This is a genomic window from Streptomyces sp. H39-C1 (assembly GCF_027158125.1).
Taxonomy (GTDB): domain Bacteria; phylum Actinomycetota; class Actinomycetes; order Streptomycetales; family Streptomycetaceae; genus Actinacidiphila; species Actinacidiphila fildesensis.
Map to the genome: position 1 here is coordinate 36537 of NZ_JAPVLS010000046.1, position 19797 is coordinate 56333.

Consider the following 19797-nt stretch of genomic DNA (forward strand, 5'->3'; position numbering starts at 1 on the left):
GGGAGGAGATGTGTCGCCATGCGTACCGGGAGTGAACCGCTGACCGCGCGCAGTGCCCTGCGCCTGCGGCTGGGACTGGCCGCGTTCGGGCTGGCCTGGGCGGTGGTGGGCGCTGTGGGGTTCGCGGTGGCGGGTCATACGGCGTGGGCGGTCACGTTCGCGGTGGTGGGAGTGGTGGCCGTCGTGGACATGCTCGTTGTGGGCCGGCACATCCACCAGGGCGCGCACTACCAACCGGGCCGGGACATTCCGCCGTATCGGCCAGACCGTGGCGGCGACACCCACCTGCGGCACCACGGCCCCTAGCCGGGCCCGCCCAGCAACTCTCCGGTCAGGACCCGCTGCAGCCAGGCGTCCGGCGGCGAACGCGTCAGGACCGGTCCGACACCGCCCGCTGTCAGGGGGCCGATGCGCCGGGCCAGGCACCGTTGGCGGCCAGGCCGAGGATCAGCGCGGCGATGTTCCAGGCGTCGTCCTCACCTCGGTGGTGGCGCCCCTCCAGCGGCAGCCCGGCGATCCGCAGCGCCTGCGCCATGCCGGGGCGCTTGCGCAGTCCGTGCGCCTCGGTGAAGACCAGCTTCGCGTTGGTGTGCCGGCTTCCGAAGGGGTACTCCGTGCCGGTCGCCAGGCACTGCCGGGTGAACTGGTGCCGGTCGTAGTCGCCCCAGCTGGCCCACGGCCGGCTCCCGGCCCGGTGTTCGGCGGCCAGCAGCCGGCAGGCCTCGGAGAAGCCGACGCCGGTGTCCACCTCGGCCTGGGTCAGACCCGTCAGTTCGGTGCAGAAGGCGCTGACGGCGGACCGTGCGGGCCGCACCAGGATGCGGTGCCGCGCGACCCGTTCGCCCGTGTCGAGGTCGACGACGGTCAGCCCGATCTCGATGATCTCGCTCACCGCCCCGGGAGGCGGTTCGCCGGCCCAGCAGGTCGCCTCGACATCGATGACGTTCAACAGTCCTGTGGCGCTGTCCATGCTGCCGAGGGTAGGAGACGCCCACCCGCAGGTCACGTCGGTTTACTCGCCTTACTCGCCGGTGGTGCCGTCGATGCACTCCCGGAGCAGATCGGCCTGACCGTTGTGCCGCGCGTACTCCTCGATCATGTGGGTCAGGATGTAGCGCAGCGAGTACACCTCGTCGCCGTAGTGCCCGGTGTCGTCCAGCGACGCGGCCGCGTCCACGATCGCGCGGGACCGCGCGCACTCCTCGTGCCAGGCCCGGAACGCCTCGTCGGGATCGGCCGAGTCGACGTCCCATTCGCTGAACCGGCCGGGCTCCGGACGCGGCCAGTAGGGCTGGACGTTCTCGTCGTTCAGTATTTTCCGGAACCAGCCCCGCTCGACCTCGACCAGGTGCCGGACCAGTCCGAGCAGCGACAGCTCCGAGGGCGGAACGGCCCTCTCCCGTAGCTGCTCGGTGGTCAGTCCGGTGCACTTCATCTCCAGCGTCTCGCGCTGGTACTGCAGGAAGGCCGTGAGGCTGGCGCGCTCGTCCGCGATCCACGGCGGCTGGGTTCTCTCGTGATCTTGCATCGGGTCATCATGCCAACCGGGGTGGCCGCTCGCCGGGATCAACCGGCCGGTTCCCGAGGCCGGGGCGCGATGCTGTGGGCGTCCATCTCGGGCCTCCTGGTTGGTTACACTGTCAAAGAATCTGCACGACTGAAGTATCTGCATGTGTGCAGATATTATTGAAGGGGAGGCTGCCCGGGATGTCAACCGTTCGCCGGGAGGACGCTCATCGCATCTACCGCCGCTACGTGGACGCGGTGGTGCTCAACGGGCAGGCGAGTGCCGAGGCCGCCGGGCTGCACACCACCGACCTGCGCGCCCTGAGCGTTCTCGACCTGGCCGGCAGCCTCACCTCCGGCGAACTCGCCGAGCGCACCGGACTGACCACGGGCGCGACCACCCGGCTGATCGACCGCCTGGAGCGCCGGGGCCTGGTGCGCCGGGCGGTGCACCCGGCCGACCGGCGCAAGGTCATCATCGAGCCGGTGGCCGGAGCCACCGGGGGCGTGGACGTCGAAGCGGTGGCCGGTCCCGCCCGCCGCCGGGTCGGCGCGGTGCTCGCCCGGTACACCCCGGAGCAACTCGACGTCCTCTTCGACTACTTCGAGCACGCGGCCACGGCCTACCACGAGGCCACCGAGGAGCTGCGCAGTGACGCCGCCCGCCCGGCCGGCGTCACTCCGGAGGGTGCTCAGGAGTGACGGCAGCCGGATAATTCGTGGTGGATCCCGCGCTGATCACCGATGATGGCTGGCATGTCCATCCGTGGGAGGACCAGGCAGTGACAGGCGATCGGGAGGAATCTCTCGAGGCGGCGCCGACCGGCCGGCTCGTCGAGATCGCCTGCGACGAGTCGGGTTCCGACGGCGAGAATCTCCTGGGCGGCAACACGGATGTGTTCGCCCATGCCAGTGTGCGGTTGGACGTCGCGCTCGCGGCGGACAGCATTCAGGAGATACGGAACAGAATTCGCTCGCCCGCGCAGGAGTACAAGGCGAATCACCTGCTCCGCGAGAAACACCGGCCGGTTCTCACCTGGCTGCTCGGACCATCGGGACCGATCCACGGCCATGCGCACGTCCATCTGACCGACAAGGCGTTCTTCGTCGTCGGAAGGGTGGTGGACCTGCTCGTCGGGAAAGCGACGCACGCGGCCAGTGCGGGTCTGAGCCAGGACGAGGAAGCCCATTCCCTTGCCGTCGCCCTGTATCGCGAGGGTCCCCGGTCCTTCGGGCCGGAATTGTGGCGCGAGTTCCTGGAGTCGTCCAACCATCTGATGCGCACCAAGAACCTCTGGGGCACACGGACCCCGGTCGACTCGTTCTTCCGGACCATCGACAACCTTCGCAGGACCGCCGCGGGCGGGTCGGTCGACGACATCCTGGAACGGCTGGCGGCGGCCCGATCGCCCGCGGATTCCTTTCGGGCCCGGCTCCTCGACGACCCGACGGTGATTCCCGCGCTGGACCCGCTGATCCCCTCGATCGTCCGGACCGTTGCGCACTGGAGCGACGGCAACAAGCCTGTCTCCATCGTTCACGACCGGAACAACACGCTGACGGACGAGCGGATCGCGCAGCTCAAGGAGATCTTCAGCAGGCCGCACCCTGCTGATCCCGGGTACGGTCCGCGCGGCCGGCTGACGAGCGTGACGCTCGTCAGCTCCCGCTCGGACGCCCGCATCCAACTCGCCGATTTCCTCGCCGGCGTGGCGCGGAAGATCGCGTCGGACGAACTCAACCAACGGGGAGATGCGGAGCTCACCGCACTGCTGCGACCGTATGTCGATGAGTCGTCATTCTGGGGAGACGGCAGAAGCTGGTCCCTGCTGAGTCCCGTGCCGAGTGCCCGGCGATAGTGCCGCCCCAGCACCCCGGTCCTGCCGGTCCCGCCGCCGGAAATGCCGGCCACCTCGGCGGGCACCCCTGTTACCGTTGGCGTATGGAGATCACCAGGCACATCACCACCGCGACCGCGCGAGCTACCAGCTCGTCGGTTGCCGCCGCCTGACCTCACTCCTCATCCCCGGCGACCGGAAACGGCCGCCGGTGCGCTGTACGACTCCTGTTTCGCAGTCCGTGCCCACGGTTCCTTTTCCGGTCCCCACGACCCGAAGGAACCGCCGCCATGAACACCGACCGGACCGTCAGCACCTTCATCGACTTCTTCCGCGACCGCGGACACCAGCGCATCACCGGTGACTCGCTTCTCCGGCCACCCGGAGACCCGGTGCTGTTCACCACCTCCGGCATGCACCCGCTCACCCCGTACCTGCTCGGCCGCCCGCATCCGCTCGGTCAGCGGCTGGTCGGCCTGCAACGCTGTCTGCGCACGACCGACCTGGACGAGGTCGGCGACCGTACCCACCTGACCGTCTTCGAGATGCTGGGTTCGTGGTCGCTCGGGGACTACGGCGGCCCGCAGAGCCTGCGCTGGGGCTACGAACTGCTGCGCGACGGCTTCGGCATCCAGCCCGGCCGGCTGCATGTCACCGTCTTCGGTGGCGATGACCAGGTCGGCCCCGACACCGAGTCCCTGCGGACCTGGAACGAGCTGGGCGTGCCGGTGGAGCTGACACGCGAGGACAACTGGTGGTCCAACGGCCCCACCGGGCCGTGCGGACCCGACTCGGAGATCTTCGTATGGACCGGCGACACCCCACCGCAGGGCACCCCGACCAGCGATCAGCGATGGGTCGAGGTGTGGAACCACGTGAAGATGCGGTACCACCGCCACGACGACGGAAGCCTCCAACCCCTGCTCCGGCCAAGCATCGACACCGGGCTGGGTCTGGAGCGGCTCCTGACCGTGCTGCAGGACAAGCCATCGGTCTACGAGTGCGACATCTTCGACCCCTGGACGAGCACGATCTCCGGCCTGTGGGACCTGGACGAGTTCTCGCTCCGTGTCGTCTGTGACCACCTGCGGTCCAGCATCGTGGTCATCGGCGACGGCGTCCTCCCGTCGAACACCGGCCGCGGCTACGTCCTGCGCCGGCTGACGCGCCGGGTGCTGACCACCTTGTGGCGGGACGACCCCTCGCGGACGTTGTCCGACCTCCCCACGGAGCTCTTCGAGCACACTCTCGACCACTTCCGGCAGACGGGCGAGGTCGGATCCGTGCGCGATGTGCTGCTCGACGAGGAGCGCCGCTTCTCGAAGCTGCTGGAGCGGGGCCGGCTGGTGCTGTCCCGGCAGGGGTTCGACGGGCCGCTGCGCGAGGAGGACTACAGCTATCTGCACGAGACCCACGGGCTGCCGCGTGAACTGGTCGTCGGACTCCTCACCTCCGAGGGGCGGTGACCAGAGGGCTCACCATCAGAAGACCGGCCGTCGCGGCCGTCAGCGGGCGGACCCGACGGCGAGCAGGAACCACCCCGTGTGCGGGATCCACTGCTCGGCCCAGCGCCAGGCGTCCCCCGGCGGGGCGTCGGATGGAAGGAAGGCGATGTCCACCTCGTCGGACCACCCCGAGGTGATGCCGTTGACGATTCCGCCGGGGATGTTGGGGAAGTCCGACGCGTAGTCGACGTTGTTACGGCCGCGGCCCTGGATCATCGACGCGTCGAACGGGTTGCGGCCGGTGATCCACGCCAACTGGTCGTCGGCGAACGCGCCGAGCCGGGCGCGGTCGTCCTCGGCGACGCCGTCGAGGGCGGCACACGCGGAGGCGGCCGCGGCCAGTGAGGCGATGGTGGCGTTCTCGCCCTGCCACCAGTAGCCCGTCTCATTGGCATGGGGGAAGAAGAACGCGTCCTCGGCCGATTCGCCGGCGGGCTGCACCCGCTGGCGCGGATAGCCGAACGGGTTGGGGACCGCGTGGGTGCGGCGCAGCGTGTCGAGCATGGCTTCCAGAGCCAGTGCCCGGGCCGGACCGGCCTCGGGGGAGCCGGGCAGAACGGTGGCGAACCGGGTCAGCGCGAGCACGGGCAGTCCGGCCTCGGCGGCGTGGAAGAACGGGCGTCCGGCGGCGTCCCCGGTGAACCATCCGGGGCCGTCGGGGGGTCGTACGTACCGGGTGAGGAGTGAGCGCACCCGTCGGCTGGCCGCTTCCCGGGCTCCGGTCTCCGGGGCTCCGTTCTCCCCGTCCGCGCCCGCCGCCACGAGTTCGGTCGCGGCCAGCAACGCCGTGTAGTCGTCGACGATCGACTCCGTGCCGTCGTCGAGATACTCCAGGTTGTGGGCTTCGAGATGGACGAAGCCCTGGACCGCGGCGGAGAGGTACTCGGGGCCGGTGAAGTCACCGTGGTCGTCGAGGGTCGCGGCGCGCGCCAGGGCCGCGATGGCCAGGCCGCCGCCCTGCCGGTAGGCGGCCTGGTAGCGGTCGGTGCGTACGCACTCCGCCAGCGGCGCGGTCACGACGCGCTCGTCGAGCTTCTTGGTCAGCGCGTCGAAGATGCCGGTGTAGAAGTACCCCTCCGGCGCCCGGAAGCGGACGAGGAAGTCCGCGCCCCACAGCGCCTCGTCGCGCAGCCGTGCGCCGAGGGAACGGACCAGCGCCGGATGGCGCTCGGCGATCGCGTCACGGGCGGCCATCATGGCCCACGCGCACAACGGCATCTGCTGCGGGCTCATCGTGCGGGTGTACGTGAGGTGGCTGAGGAACTTGCTGGTGTCGCCGCTCGCGTCCAGCCAGCCGCCGCGCGCGTCGACCTCCCGGCGGGTGTCGTCGCCCCACAGCACGGCGTGCCGGTCCTTCCGGTCGATCTCGCCGCTGGATCGCATCGCCTTGAAGTACGCCAGCACGTCGGACATCGTTTCGCGCTGCAGCCGGTCCTCCGCGACCTCGAAACGATCCGAGACGGTCCGGCGGCCGTCGCCGTCGACGACACGGACCGCGTAGCGGCCCGGCTCCAGGTCCTGCGGCAGCTCCACCCGCGCGAACGGGCCGCGCCGCCAGCCGGGCACCGCCTGGACGGGACCGGCCGTGAGGCGGCGGACGACGAGCGCGTCGGCGGTGAGCAGTTCGACCCGCTGTGGAGCGCGGCCGTCGGGCAGGACCGCCACGACGGCCTTCGACGCACCGAGCCCGTAACCGAGATGGCCGAGCAGAACGGCCGGCCGTACGGTGCTCGCCCCGTCGTTCACGTCGTTCACATCGTCAAGGTCGTCCATCGAGCGCATCCGCGAGCACCGCCCCTTCCACCGCACCGAAGCTCTACGGCGAACCTACGCCCCTCCACCGGCGACGGTGCTGAGCGGCTGAGCGGCTGAGCGGCTGAGCGGCTGCCCGGCCGTACCGGCACCCTGCGCGGATCCGGGACACCGTGGAGCGGATATTGTCTCCGCCATGTCAGTCGATCTCGGATTCCTCTGCTCCACTTGCGGCGAGCACCACGAAGAGCTCCCGATGAGCTACTCCACCATGGCCCCGGACATCTGGGAGCCGGCCTTCGCCAACGACCCCGACAGCATCCTGTCGTTGGACCAGTGCGTGATCAGGAACCAGGCCTTCTTCGTGCGGGGTCTGATCGAGATACCCGTGATCGGACGCACGGACGTCTTCGCCTGGGGCGTGTGGATCTCCCTCAGCCGTGAGAGCTTCGCGCGGGCGAGCGAGCTGTGGGAGACCCCGGGCCGGGAGACCGAACGGCCGTACTTCGGTTGGCTGTCGACGGAACTGAGCCTGTATCCGGAGAGCACGACCGACCTCAAGACGAACGCCCACACGCGCCCCGTCGGCCGGCGCCCGCGGGTGGAACTCGAGCCCACGGACCACCCGCTGGCGGTGGAACAGCGCACCGGCATCACCATGGACCGGGTGCGGCAGATCGCCGAGGCGGTCCTGCATCCACAGCGCTGACAGGCTCGGTACCCGGCTCGCCACCTGGCTCGTGGGCACCCCATGAGATCCTCCTCGCATGCTTCTCGACACGCCCCGGCTCCGCCTGCGCCACTTCCGGCCCGCCGACGCGCCGGCGCTCTCGGTGTACCGCTCGGACCCGGAGGTGGCCCGCTATCAGGGCTGGTCCGCCCCGGTGTCCGCCGAGTCGGCGGACGCGCTCATCGCGAAGTTCAGCGACGATCCGACCCGGCCGGGCTGGTTCCAGTACGCGATCGAGCTCAAGGAGGACGGCTGTCTGATCGGCGATGTCGGGGTGAACCTGAACGAGAACCTCATGCAGGCCGACCTCGGCTTCACCCTCGCCCGCGACCGGCAGGGCCACGGATACGCGACCGAAGCCGTGAGCGCCGTGCTGCAGGACCGGTTCGCCGGCGGTCTGCGCCGGATGTCGGCGGAGTGCGATGCCCGCAACGTGAGTTCGGCCCAGCTGCTGGAACGGCTGGGGTTCCAACTGGAGGGGCGGCGCCCCGCGTTCACCTGGATCAAGGGCGAGTGGACGGACGATCTCCTCTACGGACTGCTCGCCGACAGGCCGTTCAATCCGGATGCGCCGGCGGACGGCTTTCGCGCAGAATTCACGGATGAGCGCTGATACACCCAGGTCGCCGCAGGCGAGAGCCCTGCGGCACGTCGCTGCCCGGTCCACGGGCGGACCGCTCGACGCCGGGCTGCGCGTGACGATGAACCTCCACCCCGACCGGTGGACAGGCGGACTGCCGATTCTGCGGCGACTGGCGCAGGACGGCGTCTACTCCTCGCAGTTCGTGACCGGCACCAGCAACGGCGGCCTGACCGCCCACCCAGGCGGGGACCGGTGGCGCTGGGAGAGCCTGATCTTCGGCGGCGCCTACGACGATGCCGCCGCGCACGAGCGCCCGGTCTATGGCGCGCTCAACTTCCGTCACGAGCACATCGGTGCGGCACCGCGATTCGGCTCCTCGCACTTCCGGCTGACCGCCGAGGCCGTCGCCCGGGCCACGTTCTGCTATCCGGACAGCTCCACCGAGCCGTCCGACTTCGGCGTCGCCACCAGCTGCGCACTCGTCGAACTGGCCGCGGCCGGGAAGCTGGATGCCCTGGACGGCCATGTCGAGGCGCAGATCCACGGGCCGGTCCTGCTCGACCGCGATGTGGAGGCGTTGGTCCTCGATCCCAGCTATCGCGGCACGGAGGTGGAGGCCGAGGCCGCGCGGCTGCCGTGTCCCGTCGAATGGCACGGCGGCTTCCGGCTCACCGTCGAGAACCTGCGGCGCCACCCGGACTTCCGCGGCCAGGAGTACGTCGATCTGGGCGCCGCCATCGCGGTCGACGGCCGGCTCGATCCCCGGATCATCGGAGACGCGGCCCGCACCGGCCGCTACGACGCCCAGGCGCTCAAGAAGGTCTGGCACTGCCTGGCGCGCTTCGGCGCGCCCCTCCGGCCGTCACACCGGTCAGTAGTAGCCCTTCTCGCCGTCGACGAGCTCCCGGACGGTGTCCATGTGGCCGGCGTGCCGGGCGGTCTCCTCGATCATGTGGAGGAGCATCCAGCGCAGTGACGCGGCGGCGGCGCCGAAGTCCGGGTGCTTGCCCACCGTGTCCAGCGAAAGGGACGCGATGATCTCGTTGGACACCTCGCAACTGCGCTCGTATTCCGCCAGGAACTGCGCGAGGGGGATGTCGTCGACCATCATGTCGGCATCCTCGGGCCCGTCGTCGAACTGCGGACCCTCGGCCTTCCTGCCGAGCAGCAGGACCTCGAACCAGCAGTGCTCGACCCACCGCATGTGGGAGACGATGCCCGCGATCGTCATGTGGGGAGAGGTCGGGAGGACCGACCGGTGGGCGTCCTCCTCGGACACGCCTTCGCATTTCCAGCGGATGATCGCGCGCTGCATGTCGAGCCAGCCCACCAGTTGGGTGCGTTCGTCGGCGTCGTAGGGAGGGCGGATGCGGGGAGAAGGAGTCATGGGCGCCGACGGTATCGCAGCCCCCGGCGCGGGCGCACGGGAGTTTCCCGGGCGTACCGGTGCTCTCCGCCGGACGGATCCGGCCGGCCGCGTCAGACCAGCTCCGCCGGCCGTCGCCGCTGGTCCACCCCGGCCTGCTGCGCAACCGCGGCTACACCGGCGGGATCCTGGTCGCCGTGGCGTTCTTCGCCTCGTTCACCGGGCTGATGCTGGTCCTGTCGGTCTTCCTGCGGGGACCGCTGGGGCTGTCCCCGCAGAACGCGGCTCTGTCCATCGCACCCCTCGCCCTCGGCATCGCCATCACGGCCGGCCCGGCCCGAGGTCTGGGCCCCGGGCGCCCGCCGGTGCGGCCCGCACTCACCGGCGGGCCGCACCGAGGGCGGTCACTCGGTGTCGACGGCCGCGGCCAGGGAGATGTCGATGTGCCGCAGCGCGGCCACTGTGAACGACGTCGCGAACTCGCCGGCCAGCCGCGGACTGAGCGAGCCGGTGCCGAGAGCGCACCGCGCGCCCTCCACGGCGAGACCGACGATGAAGGAAGCGCACAAGGTCGCGCTGGCCCCCCACGGCGGCTGCCCGTGCGATGCCGCGAACTCCCTGATCAGGTGGGCGATCCGGTCGGTGGCGGCGGTCATCAGCCGGTGCCGGGCGGCCGGGACGGTGCCCGAGGCCTCCGAGCCGAACAGGAGGCGGAACTCATGGGGATGCGCGGCGGCATAGTCGAAGAATGCGAGGGTTCCGGCGCGCACCTGGTGTTCCAGCGAAAGGCGCTCCGCCGCGACCTGGGCATCGAAGAGCTGCCGGGCAAGAGTCTCCGCGGCCCGTTCGCTGCAGCGCTTGTAGAGGTCTTCCTTGCTTCCGAAATGCGCGTACAGCGTCGGTTTGGTGGAATGGGCGCGCGCGGCGATGGCCTCCATGGTGGCGGCCAGATAGCCTGCCTCCGCGAAGATGACGCATGCGGCGTCCAGCATGTGCGCTTCTCTGGAATGGGAGGCCGCGCGTATGCGTGGCCGTCCGGTTACGGAGAGATCTTCAGGTGATGGCGTGGCGCTCCCCGCATCGATCATGAATGGCACTTTACTCCACGGTAAAGTCGACATAGGCTTTACTTCGCGGTAATGCTGCCCTGTGCGGTGAAACCGTCAAGATCTTTTGAGTACGCATAGGTATCCCGTACTCGGCACGACCCACTCCCCCTTGGGAAGTGGCCCCATCCCGTGTCCCGGCCGCCCACGCGAGGGCGTCCCGGGCCCAGTGGAGGCCCTTATGCGCCGACCTCGCCCTTCCACGGGCGCCCCCGCCGAAGCAGATCTGCTGGGGCAGCTGGGTAGTGGGCGGCATTATGAAGGCCCAGCCCTGCACCAGGACCGGTCCCTGCCGATGGTGCCGCGGCAGGATCTCCTGACGGGTGGCCCCTGGCCGTTGCCCCGTACGCCGACGGCGTGTCGCCAGGCCCGGTCGGCGCTCCGCCAGGTGCTGCGGCAATGGGGGATGGAGCATTTCACCGATACCGCGGAACTCCTCGTCAGCGAACTGGTCACCAATGCGGTGCGTTACGCGCCGGGCCCCATCCATCTGACCGCCCGGGGCGGCCATGCGCTGCGCTGCCACATCGATGACGGCAGCAGGCTGCTTCCCCGGCTGCACAACGCCCGTCCCGACGACGAATTCGGCCGGGGCCTCGCCCTGGTCGACCAACTCGCCAGCGACTGGGGTGTGGACCTCACCGACTGCGGCAAATCCGTCTGGTTCGAGCTCAAGGGCGCGAAGCCCCTGAAATGAGCGACAGCCGGACGGGCGGGTCCGGAATTAACTTTCCTGCCGATGACCCGGGGCGAATGGGCCGTCCAGCGCGGCCCATTGAAGCAGCATGATGGTTTTGGCGTCGGCGATGTCGCCGGACCGGATCAGGTCGAGGGCCCGGGTGAAGGGGAGTTCGACGACTTCGATGTCCTCGCCTTCCTCCGCCAGTCCGCCGCCACCCGTGTCGCGTGTCGCGGAACTGTACGGCGCCGCGTAGAAATGCAGGCGTTCGGTGACCGATCCAGGGCTCATGTAGACGTCGAAGACATGCTCCACCGCACCGATGGTGTGCCCTGTCTCCTCCGCGGCCTCGCGCCGTATCGCCGTCTCGGGGCCGTCCTCGTCGAGCAGGCCGGCGGCGGTCTCCAGGAGCATGCCGTCCGGGTGGCCGTTCGCGTAGGCGGGGTAACGGAACTGGCGGGTGAGCAGCACGGTGCCACGGTCGCGGTCGTGGAGCAGTACGGTGGCGCCGTTGCCACGGTCGTACGTCTCACGCTGTTCGGTGCTCCAGTGGCCGTCCGAGTGCCGGTAGTCGAACGTGGTGGTGCGCAGGACGTACCAGTGGCAGGACAACAGCCTGACGTCCCGGACCACGACCCGGGGATTGCCGGTCAGGTCGAGGCCGTCCTGGTCCAGCCGGGTCCGGCCACGTCGGTCGGGTGTGTCGATGCCGGCCGTCATCGGGCGGCGGGGATCTCGTCGAGGTGGTGGAAGACCTGCTTGCCCAGCGCTTCGGCCTGGCTGGTCATCAGATCCGCCCCCGCGGAAGGTCCGCCGATGCGCCAGACGGCGTCGCACCTCGCCAGCAGGCGCTCCGCGACGGGATGGAAGATCTCGTCGAACGCCGGGTCGCCGATGCCGGCGGAACCCGCGGTCTCGATCAGCGGCAGGGCCAGCGCCTCACCGGTGACGGGCAGGTGCCCGGCCCGGAACAACGTCAGGGCGGCCTGGTTCATGGCGTGGACGTTGGCGGCGAGCTTCACCGGGTCGTCTCCCGTGCCGGACCGGTAGGGGCCGGCGACCAGGATCATCAAGGGGTGGAACGGGGCGGGCATCAGGCGCCTTTCGTCGGTACGTGTGGTACGGCAGAGGCGGTGCGTCGGCCGTTGTGCGGTGGGCGCGAGCGGCGGACCCGGTCGGATCGGACCTGGGCGGATCGGGACCGGTCAGATCAGGTGGGTGCGGACGCCGGCGTCGCGCAGTGCGGCGAGCGTGGCGGGTCCGCCGGGGTGCGTGTCCGGGTCGTCGCCGGCCGCGTCGGTGACGAAGGTGTCCACGGCGTTCAGCGGGGCGACCCGGCTGAACGCCTGCACCCCGAGCTTGGTGGCGTCGGCCACCGCGACGGTGCGGCTGGCGCGGGCCAGCGCGGTCTGCTTGACCGCGCAGTCGTCCAGGGAGAACTCCGACCAGCCGTGATCGGCGTGCACGCCGCCGATCGACATGACGAAGCAGTCGAAGGCCAGTCCGTCCACGGCCCGCAACGCCAGCGGTCCGATCAGGGACCGCTCGCCCGGACGTGATTCCCCGCCCAGCACGAGCAGCCGGATGCCGGGCTGGTCCGCCAGCCGTACGGCCGCCTGCAGACTGAGGACCGCGACCGTCAACGGTGCCCGCGCGATCAGATGCCCGGCGACGTGCACGGTGGTGGTGCCCGCGTCGAGCAGTACGGTCTGCCCCGGTTCCACCAGTTCGGCCACGGCCGCACCCAGCCGGTCCTTGGTGGCGGCCTGCCAGGGCTCACGCGCCGCGAAGCCGGAGCCCTGCTCGGGGAGACCGGCCGCGACCGCGCCGCCGTGCACCCTGCGCACCATCCCCTGGCGTTCCAGCTCGTCCAGATCCCGGCGCACGGTCATCTCCGACACGCCCAGCCGCCGGGCCAGCTCGGCGACCCCCATCCGCTCGGCCCCCTGGACCAGGCGCAGCGTGACGTCGAGGCGGTTCGCAGTACTCATGCCCCCAGTTCTAACATGAGTGTGTTCGTTTTGGTAGATCAATGTGAGATACGCTTGAGCCTGGCCAGGGGGAAACGTGCCGGGGCGGACGGCGGGAGTGCTCGCCGTCCGCCCCGGTTCAGGCCGTTCGCTCTGTCCCGGTCAGCCGGTGAAGCCGATCCCGAACAGGTGCAGCGTGCCGTCGGCCGTCACCGGCAGGGTGACGCCGGCGATCTGCTTGCCCGCGGTCAGCGGGAGCTTGCTGCTGAACAGGTACGTTCCGACCATGTCCTTGGATCCGTCGCCGACGTTCCGGTACGGGGTCCCGACGACCGTGGTCGTCCCCGGGAGCGGCGTGCTCCCCCCGGCGTTCAGCGTCCAGTCGGACATGGCCAGCGTGACCTTCTCCGTGGAGCCGTCGGTGTAGGTGACGGTCACCGCGCCGCTGGTGCCCTTCGAGGGGGCGTTGATCGCGGCTCCCAGGAAGCCGATCGCGGTGGCCTTCGCCGGGGCGGCGACCGGGATGGTCTGGCCCGCGGCCGCGATGTTGTCCGGCTTGCCGCTGCCGCCCGGCCAGGGGTAGGCGATGCCGTCGGCCGTCACGGTGCCGCCCGTCTTCACTCCGGCCGCGTCCAGCGCGTTCTGCGAGTAGGCCCAGCCCTGCTCGTCGAAGCCGCCGCCGAAGGTCTTGCCGTCGGGGTACACGCCGGTCCCGGTCGCGTACGGCCACAGCGCACCCGGTGCGGCCACCGCCACGTGCAGCGCGGTCGACGGAAGGGTGCCGCCGTCGCTGCCGGTGAGACTGATCGGGATCGAGTAGGCGCCCTCGGTACTTCCCGCGGTCACCTGGAGTTGCTGCTCGGCCGGGGAGTGCGCCGGGACGGTGAGGGTGCCGCTGGAGGTCGCCATCGTGACACCGCTCGGCGGCGTGGCGGTCCACGCGACGGTCACCGGGCTGTCGGAGATGTTGGCCAGGTTCAGCGTCCCGGTCCCGCTCGCGCCCGGTGCCAGGACGAGCCCGGCGCCGGACGGCCCGGTCGCGGCGATGACGTCGCGCTGTCCTGTGCTGTCGGAGGGCGGTGCGTCGGCGGCCGCCGAGCCCCAGGACGTGTTCGGGGTGGCCGCGAGGGTGTAGTCGAGGGTCGCGCCGCCGGACAGCTTGCTGAAGCTGGTCCACGGCTTGTTCCACGCCGCGCCGTTGACCTTCAGCCCCTGTACGTACGGGCTGCCGGTGGCCGCGGCGGGAGCGTTGATCGTCACGGTGCGACCGTTGCCCAGGGTCACCTTCGCGGTCGGGAAGACGGGGCTGCCGAGCACCAGGGTGTCGGTGCCGGGGGTCTCCGGGTACATGCCCAGCTCGGACCAGACGTACCAGGACGACATGGCGCCCAGGTCGTCGTTGCCGAAGGAACCGACGGGGGCGTTGAAGTACAGCTGCTGCTGCACGTCCCGCACCGCCTTCTGCGTCTTCCAGGGCCGGCCCAGGTAGGCGTACTCCCAGGGGATCTCCACACTGGGCTCGTTGCTCAGATCCGCGTGGGTGCTGTCCGGCTCGGTGAGAGCGGACAGCAGGCCGTCCAGATAGCTGCTGTAGGCGGCGGCCCCGCCGCGCGACTGGATGAGCGCCTGGAGGTTGAACGGGACCATCGGGGTGTACTGCGCCGAGGTTCCCTCGACGAACCCGTTGGACGTGCCGGGGGTGAAGCCGGCGGCGAACTCGCCGCTGGCCAGCTTCGCCTGCAGGTAGCCGGTCTGCGGGTTGAAGACGTTCTGCCAGTCCTGCGCCTGGCCGGCGAAGGTGGAGTAGAGGTCCTTCTTCCCGAGGGACTTGGCGAAGGCGGCGATGGCGTAGTCCGCGCTGTCGTACTCCAACTGCGTCGAGACCGGCCCGTAGAAGTTGCAGCAGCCCCATGTGCTGTTGTCGATCGGCAGATAGCCCTTGGCGTCGCGGACGGCCTGGCCCGGACGGTCGCCGTTGGGGTGCGTGGCCTGCCACGTCATCGCGGTCAGCGCGTCCCCGGTGTCGAAGCCGCGGGCGCCGAACGCGTAGGCGCCGGCGATGATGCCGTCGGCGGGGTCGCCGACCATCACATAGCTCTCACCGTTGTTCTGCGCCCACTTGGGCAGGATCCCGATCTGGTGGTAGCCGTTGAGCATCGACGTGACCACGTCGGAGGTCACGGCCGGAGCGACCATCGCCATCAGCTGGGTCTGCGACCGGTAGGTGTCCCAGCCCGAGTAGTTGGCGTACTGGACGTGACCTCTGGCGGTCGTATGGATCTGCCGGTCCATCCCCATGTACTGCCCGTTGCTGTCCGAGAACACGTTGGGGTGCAGCAGGGAGTGGTAGAGCGCGGTGTAGAACTGGGTCTGCTGGTCGGTGCTGCCGCCGCCGATCCTGATCCGTCCGAGGGTCTGGTTCCACGCGTTGTGCGTGGCCTGCCGGACCGTGTTGAAGTTCCAGCCGTGGATCTCACTCGCGACGTTGCCCGCGGCGTTGGCGTCCGAGGTGTACGAGATGCCGACCTTCGCGGTGACGGTCGCGGACTTCGACGTGTCGAATCCGAGATAGACGCCGTTGGCGCCGACCACCGGCGGGTTGGAGGGGGCCTTCACCTTCGACGCGCCGGCCCCGCCGTGGGTCGTCGGCCGCTGCTTCGACGGGAGGGTGAAGTGCGCCCCGGGCGTGGCCGCCCGGGTGGTGGCGGCGGGCAGCTGCTGCTGGGGAGCGCCCAGCTTCAGCGCCTTGGCGTTCGGGTCGACCGTGCTGCCGACCCAGGTGCCGCTGCTGCTGAACGGCCGGTCGAAGCTGATCGTGAAATGCAGGGTGTATGTGTTGTTCGCGCCGCAGAAGTGGCCGCTGTCGATCGCGCCGGTCACTTCATGGTCGTTGACGATCTGCGCCCGGGTGCCGTCGATCTTGGTGGCGCCGCCGCTCAGCTTGAGCAGGAGATGGGCGTCGGAGCCGCTGGGAAAGGTGAAGCGGCCCATGCCGGCGCGGGCGGTGGCCGTCAGTTCGGTGTTCACGCCGGAGCCGTCGGTGAGTGCGTAGTAGCCGGCCTGCGCGGTCTCCTTGGCGTGGTCGAAGCCGACCGAGGTCGCGGCCAGGTCGCCGGTCAACGCACCGGTGAACGGAAGAATGGGCAGATCGCCGGCGGCCGGACATCCGGGCCCGGACAGGTGCGTCAGGCTGTAGCCGGAGATCTTCTTGTCGTTGTACTCATAGCCGCCGCCGTCGGGCCGGTGCGGGGTCGTGTCCGGACTCCACTGGACCATCCCGAACGGCGCGTCTGCGCCCGGGAAGGTGTCGACCGCTCCGGAGGTTCCGATGATCGGGTTCACCAGCGAGGCGGGATCGTCGACGAGTCCGGCCGCGTGCGCCGCCGGGGCGCCGAGCGCCTGAACCGGCAGCGCCACCAGAACGGCCGCGGAGAACGCGGCCACAGCGGTACGGAGGACGGGCGCGCCAGTGCGCCCATATCGTGTCATCACGTGGCTCCAGGAGACGATTGGGGATCTTCTAGGTGACATACGTGCGCACTTACCGAAGGCAGAGTTGTGAACTGTCCAGAACTGTTGGTCCACCGACTGACAACGTTGTCAGACCGGATCAACAAATAGTGAAGCCGCCCCCTGAGGGAAAGTCAACAAGGCCTGCCACCAACCGAGTCGGGCCACCGGTGGGTCGCCGATAGGGGGTGCGCGTGCACGCATTCGGTGCAGAACGTACAGAAGCGCGGCAGTCAAGAGGGCATGTCAGGGCGGTGGTTGGCCGCAACTGTGGGCGCCGGTGCCTGGTATTCGGAGCAATGAAGAGAGCGGCGAATTCAACGCCGCCGGGTAATGCAATCGCCGTTGCACGGGAGTCATTTCCCCGTTCTGGGGTGCCTTTATCGCGCGGGTTCGAACCGTTCGTAGCCCGGCGCCGGGACGGGCTTGGGGGACGGGCCGTAGGCGTTCGTGTAGGGCTTGCTGTCGCTCACCAGGTAGATGAGCAAGAAGATCCAGCCGACGAGCGGAATGACGCCCGCAAGGAGATACCAGGCCGACCGGTCGGTGTCGTGCAGTCGGCGCCAGATCACGGAAATGCACGGCAGAAGGGCGGCGATGCCGTACGCCGTGGAGAGGTACGGGCCGGCGCCGAGCGACGACTCGGCGACCTGCAATGCGAAGCTGATGATCATGGTGACCAGGTAGAACTGCCAGAACTCCTTGCGGCGTGCGCGCCCGCGGAAATTCAGATGGTTCCGGAGTGCTTCCAGGTACCAGTTGATGGGGTCCTCCAAGGACAGCGATGGAGCCTGTCCGTGCGGGCCAAGCCAAAGAAATGAATTTATGGGGCGGAAGTCCGCAGGTCAAGCAGTTGCCCGCCGGGCCGGAGAGGTGCGGGGGAGCGCTGTGCCGGGTCCGTTCTGGCCGGCTGAAGTGGTCGTGCCGACGGTCTGGCGTTGACGTCAGGGTCAAGGTCTACCGTCGGCGTATGCGGATCGGTGAGTTGGCGGAACGGGCGGGTGTGACCACCCGCGCCCTGCGGTATTACGAGTCGCTCGGGCTGCTGCCCGCGCGGCGCGCCGGGAACGGATACCGGTCCTACGGCGAGGACGATCTGCGCCTTCTGGCGCAGATCCGCACGCTGCAGGATTTCGGCTTCGGGCTGGAAGAGACCCGCCCCTTCGTCGAATGCCTGCGTGCCGGACATCCGGAGGGGGACTCATGTCCCGCTTCGCTGGACGTCTACCGGCGCAAGCTCGCCGAGCTCGACGACGTCATCGCGCGGCTGCGCGAGGTGCGCGAGCAGGTCGGGGCGCAATTGGCGCGCGCGGAGGTGGAGGCCACCGCGCAGGCGCCGGAGAGCTCACCGCCGCGGTGCGAATGGGCCGGATACCCGGACAACGAGGGGAAGAGGAGCTGAGATGGCGCAGGCGACAGGATTGGCCACGGTGACGGATGCGACGTTCGCCGAGGAGGTGCTGGCGGCCGAGGGACCGGTGCTCGTGGAGTTCACCGCGGACTGGTGCGGACCGTGCCGGATGATCGCCCCGGTGCTGGAGGCGGTGGCCGAGGAGCAGGCGGGCCGGCTCAAGGTGGTGCTGCTCGACGTGGATACGAATCCGGAGACGCAGGCGGCGTACGGCGTGCTGTCGATGCCGACGCTCATGGTCTTCAACGGCGGGCAGCCGGTGAAGTCGATGGTCGGAGCCCGCCCGAAGCGGCGGCTCCTCCAGGAGCTCGACGACATCCTCAACTGACCGTCCCGGCCGCCGGGCGCTCCCCGCCCGTACGCCGGCAGCCCCCGACCGTGCAGCACGGCCGGGGGCTGCCGGTGTGCCGGTCATCCGTTGGTGTTCACCCAGCCGTCGCCCCCGAAGTCCTGGCTGATCTGACACATGGCGATGTTGTAGCTACCCGACGCCTCGGCCTTCGAGATCACCTTGCCGTTGACGAGGATCGAGCACTTCACGTGGCCCCCACCCTGCAACTGCGCGGTGATCGAGTAGTACATGGGCGTCCCCAGCGGCTTCGTCACCTTCAACGGCACCTTCCCCGAGAAGCTCGACCCGGCCGGTCCGTAGGTGACCTCGGCCGTGCTGCCCTCCACCAGGTACGTCACGGTCTCCGCGGCGGCCTTCGTCTCGGCAGCCGGAGCTTTCGACGGCGGCTTTGTCGCCTGCCCGGTCGTCGCGGCCTTCTGCGAACCGGGTGCTGCGGCCGGTGCGGACGCGGTCGGAGTGCCGGCCTTGTCGTTGCTGTCCTTCTTGCCCCCGCCGGCCACTGCGGCGATCACGCCGATCACGACGCAGAACGCGGCGACCGCGATGAAGGCGGTCAGGCAGCCGTTCCTCTTGCGCCTGGCCGGTGGTGCCTGCGGCGCCTGCGGTTGTTGAGGTTGGCCCCAGCCCTGTGGTTGCTGATACGACACGATGCCCCCAAGGTCTCAAAAGGTTGAGGATTGAAGCATCTCGCCCCACATGTCACCCAGTACTCATAGTTGCCAGTCCGTGACACAAAAAACCAGGAGAGGTACGGAGAAAGGCGGATATTCGGTCATCAACCGCCTCCTGGAATGTTATTTCCAGAGTTCGGGTAGCCCGGAAAGCCGGTTCTGCCTGCCCGCCGGCCCCACTCACCCGTCCGTAGCGGTGGGGCGGGCTCGTACGTGCATGCGTTCGCCCTGTGCTCCGAACAGGCTGAGGAACTCGACCGGGTACGTTCCGGCGTTGGCGAAGCCGTGCGGGGTGCGGGTGTCGAATTCGGCGGCCTCGCCGGCGGTGAGGACGAGGTCGTGATCGCCCAGGGCGAGTCGCAGCTTGCCGGACAGGACGTAGAGCCATTCGTAGCCCTCGTGCGTCCCCTGCTCGGGGCGGACGTCGGCACCGGTCCCCACCGGGAGGATCTGTTTGTAGGCGTGCAGCCCGCCGAGGTGGCGGGTCAGGGGCACGAAGGTCTGGCCGTGCCGGGTGAAGGGGCGGGGGCGGATGCGGGGGTCGCCGGTGTCCGGCGCGCCGACGAGTTCGTCCAGCGCCACACCGTGGGCCTTGGCCAGCGGCAGCAGGAGCTCCAGGGTCGGCTTGCGCTTCCCGGACTCCAGGCGCGAGAGGGTGCTGAGCGAGATGCCGGTCATCTCGCTCAGCTGCGCCAGCGTGGTGCCGCGGTCGTGCCGCAGCGCCCGCAGCCGGGGTCCCACCGCGGTCAGTACACCGGGAATGTCGTCGTCTGCCATATATCCATTTGCCATCCCGGCAAGAAACTTTGTCAAGCGGG

At 69.6% G+C, this 19797-nt stretch carries 23 protein-coding genes; 10 read left to right on the top strand and 13 right to left on the bottom strand.

The window, feature by feature from the left end; all coding sequences use genetic code 11:
- Positions 1-18: 18 nt before the first annotated feature.
- Positions 19-306, top strand: coding sequence for a DUF6343 family protein (locus O3W51_RS27515; RefSeq protein WP_138354376.1), 288 nt, complete (start codon positions 19-21; stop codon positions 304-306).
- Between the two features lie 91 nt (positions 307-397).
- Here O3W51_RS27515 and O3W51_RS27520 read toward each other — a convergent pair whose 3' ends face one another.
- Both O3W51_RS27520 and O3W51_RS27525 read right to left on the bottom strand, forming a co-directional pair.
- Positions 398-970: a 3'-5' exonuclease gene (locus tag O3W51_RS27520; protein ID WP_138354377.1), complete on the bottom strand. Its 573-nt coding sequence runs from the start codon at positions 968-970 to the stop codon at positions 398-400.
- A 51-nt stretch (positions 971-1021) separates the two neighbouring features.
- Positions 1022-1528: a DinB family protein gene (locus tag O3W51_RS27525; protein ID WP_138354378.1), complete on the bottom strand. Its 507-nt coding sequence runs from the start codon at positions 1526-1528 to the stop codon at positions 1022-1024.
- Between the two features lie 179 nt (positions 1529-1707).
- On the opposite strand from O3W51_RS27525, the gene O3W51_RS27530 reads away from it, so the two are divergent.
- The 3 genes from O3W51_RS27530 (at position 1708) to O3W51_RS27540 (ending at position 4810) form a co-directional block, all read left to right on the top strand.
- The gene (locus O3W51_RS27530; protein ID WP_138354379.1) at positions 1708-2208 is read left to right on the top strand and encodes a MarR family winged helix-turn-helix transcriptional regulator; all 501 of its coding nucleotides are present in this window, start codon (positions 1708-1710) and stop codon (positions 2206-2208) included.
- Between the two features lie 80 nt (positions 2209-2288).
- The gene (locus O3W51_RS27535) at positions 2289-3365 is read left to right on the top strand and encodes a DUF3800 domain-containing protein (protein ID WP_138354446.1); all 1077 of its coding nucleotides are present in this window, start codon (positions 2289-2291) and stop codon (positions 3363-3365) included.
- 269 nt (positions 3366-3634) lie between these two features.
- A complete protein-coding gene (locus tag O3W51_RS27540; protein WP_269287638.1) occupies positions 3635-4810 on the top strand; it encodes an alanine--tRNA ligase-related protein in 1176 nt (391 codons plus the stop codon).
- Between the two features lie 39 nt (positions 4811-4849).
- Here the strand turns inward: O3W51_RS27540 and O3W51_RS27545 are convergent, their stop codons facing one another.
- On the bottom strand, positions 4850-6622 hold the full coding sequence (locus O3W51_RS27545; RefSeq protein ID WP_269287640.1) for a glycoside hydrolase family 9 protein: 1773 nt from the start codon (positions 6620-6622) through the stop codon (positions 4850-4852).
- A 175-nt stretch (positions 6623-6797) separates the two neighbouring features.
- Here O3W51_RS27545 and O3W51_RS27550 point away from each other — a divergent pair, with 175 nt between their 5' ends.
- From O3W51_RS27550 to O3W51_RS27560, 3 genes are read left to right on the top strand one after another with little or no spacing between them, the layout of a single operon-like run.
- Positions 6798-7310: a DUF2199 domain-containing protein gene (locus O3W51_RS27550; protein WP_138354382.1), complete on the top strand. Its 513-nt coding sequence runs from the start codon at positions 6798-6800 to the stop codon at positions 7308-7310.
- Between the two features lie 58 nt (positions 7311-7368).
- Positions 7369-7944, top strand: coding sequence for a GNAT family N-acetyltransferase (locus O3W51_RS27555; protein ID WP_138354383.1), 576 nt, complete (start codon positions 7369-7371; stop codon positions 7942-7944).
- Positions 7934-8890 carry a DUF3626 domain-containing protein gene (locus tag O3W51_RS27560; RefSeq protein ID WP_187145150.1) on the top strand — a complete coding sequence of 319 codons (957 nt, stop codon included), beginning with the start codon at positions 7934-7936 and terminating at the stop codon, positions 8888-8890. Before O3W51_RS27555 ends, O3W51_RS27560 begins: the two co-directional genes overlap by 11 nt.
- On the opposite strand, the gene O3W51_RS27565 is transcribed toward O3W51_RS27560, so the two are convergent.
- The 3 genes from O3W51_RS27565 to O3W51_RS27575 all read right to left on the bottom strand — a co-directional run bounded on the left by O3W51_RS27565 (position 8786) and on the right by O3W51_RS27575 (position 10368).
- Positions 8786-9301 (bottom strand): DinB family protein, encoded by a 516-nt coding sequence (locus O3W51_RS27565; RefSeq protein ID WP_269287641.1) that lies wholly within the window; start codon positions 9299-9301, stop codon positions 8786-8788. The genes O3W51_RS27560 and O3W51_RS27565 overlap by 105 nt on opposite strands.
- Before the next feature lie 151 nt (positions 9302-9452).
- Positions 9453-9575: a hypothetical protein gene (locus tag O3W51_RS27570; protein WP_269287642.1), complete on the bottom strand. Its 123-nt coding sequence runs from the start codon at positions 9573-9575 to the stop codon at positions 9453-9455.
- Positions 9576-9684: 109 nt separating this feature from the next.
- Entirely contained in the window at positions 9685-10368 is a 684-nt protein-coding gene (locus tag O3W51_RS27575; protein ID WP_187145151.1) for a TetR/AcrR family transcriptional regulator, read from the bottom strand.
- Positions 10369-10567: 199 nt separating this feature from the next.
- Here O3W51_RS27575 and O3W51_RS27580 point away from each other — a divergent pair, with 199 nt between their 5' ends.
- Positions 10568-11083 carry an ATP-binding protein gene (locus tag O3W51_RS27580; protein WP_269287643.1) on the top strand — a complete coding sequence of 172 codons (516 nt, stop codon included), beginning with the start codon at positions 10568-10570 and terminating at the stop codon, positions 11081-11083.
- Between the two features lie 27 nt (positions 11084-11110).
- Here the strand turns inward: O3W51_RS27580 and O3W51_RS27585 are convergent, their stop codons facing one another.
- The 5 genes from O3W51_RS27585 to O3W51_RS27605 all read right to left on the bottom strand — a co-directional run bounded on the left by O3W51_RS27585 (position 11111) and on the right by O3W51_RS27605 (position 17321).
- Positions 11111-11785 carry an NUDIX domain-containing protein gene (locus O3W51_RS27585; RefSeq protein ID WP_138354387.1) on the bottom strand — a complete coding sequence of 225 codons (675 nt, stop codon included), beginning with the start codon at positions 11783-11785 and terminating at the stop codon, positions 11111-11113.
- A complete protein-coding gene (locus tag O3W51_RS27590; RefSeq protein ID WP_232485108.1) occupies positions 11782-12159 on the bottom strand; it encodes a DUF4406 domain-containing protein in 378 nt (125 codons plus the stop codon). The genes O3W51_RS27585 and O3W51_RS27590 overlap by 4 nt, the downstream gene beginning before the upstream one ends.
- A 111-nt stretch (positions 12160-12270) precedes the next feature.
- The gene (locus tag O3W51_RS27595; protein ID WP_138354388.1) at positions 12271-13056 is read right to left on the bottom strand and encodes a DeoR/GlpR family DNA-binding transcription regulator; all 786 of its coding nucleotides are present in this window, start codon (positions 13054-13056) and stop codon (positions 12271-12273) included.
- Between the two features lie 141 nt (positions 13057-13197).
- A complete protein-coding gene (locus O3W51_RS27600) occupies positions 13198-16524 on the bottom strand; it encodes a GH92 family glycosyl hydrolase (RefSeq protein WP_138354389.1) in 3327 nt (1108 codons plus the stop codon).
- 401 nt (positions 16525-16925) lie between these two features.
- The gene (locus O3W51_RS27605; protein WP_232485109.1) at positions 16926-17321 is read right to left on the bottom strand and encodes a DUF805 domain-containing protein; all 396 of its coding nucleotides are present in this window, start codon (positions 17319-17321) and stop codon (positions 16926-16928) included.
- Between the two features lie 194 nt (positions 17322-17515).
- Here O3W51_RS27605 and O3W51_RS27610 point away from each other — a divergent pair, with 194 nt between their 5' ends.
- Positions 17516-17947: a MerR family transcriptional regulator gene (locus O3W51_RS27610; protein ID WP_138354390.1), complete on the top strand. Its 432-nt coding sequence runs from the start codon at positions 17516-17518 to the stop codon at positions 17945-17947.
- A gap of 1 nt (position 17948) precedes the next feature.
- A complete protein-coding gene (gene trxA / locus O3W51_RS27615) occupies positions 17949-18284 on the top strand; it encodes a thioredoxin (protein ID WP_138354391.1) in 336 nt (111 codons plus the stop codon).
- An 83-nt stretch (positions 18285-18367) separates the two neighbouring features.
- Here the strand turns inward: trxA and O3W51_RS27620 are convergent, their stop codons facing one another.
- Both O3W51_RS27620 and O3W51_RS27625 read right to left on the bottom strand, forming a co-directional pair.
- Positions 18368-18955, bottom strand: a complete 588-nt coding sequence (locus O3W51_RS27620; RefSeq protein WP_164293856.1) for a hypothetical protein — start codon at positions 18953-18955, stop codon at positions 18368-18370.
- A 204-nt stretch (positions 18956-19159) separates the two neighbouring features.
- Positions 19160-19756, bottom strand: coding sequence for a helix-turn-helix domain-containing protein (locus tag O3W51_RS27625; protein WP_198357562.1), 597 nt, complete (start codon positions 19754-19756; stop codon positions 19160-19162).
- Positions 19757-19797 lie beyond the last annotated feature (41 nt).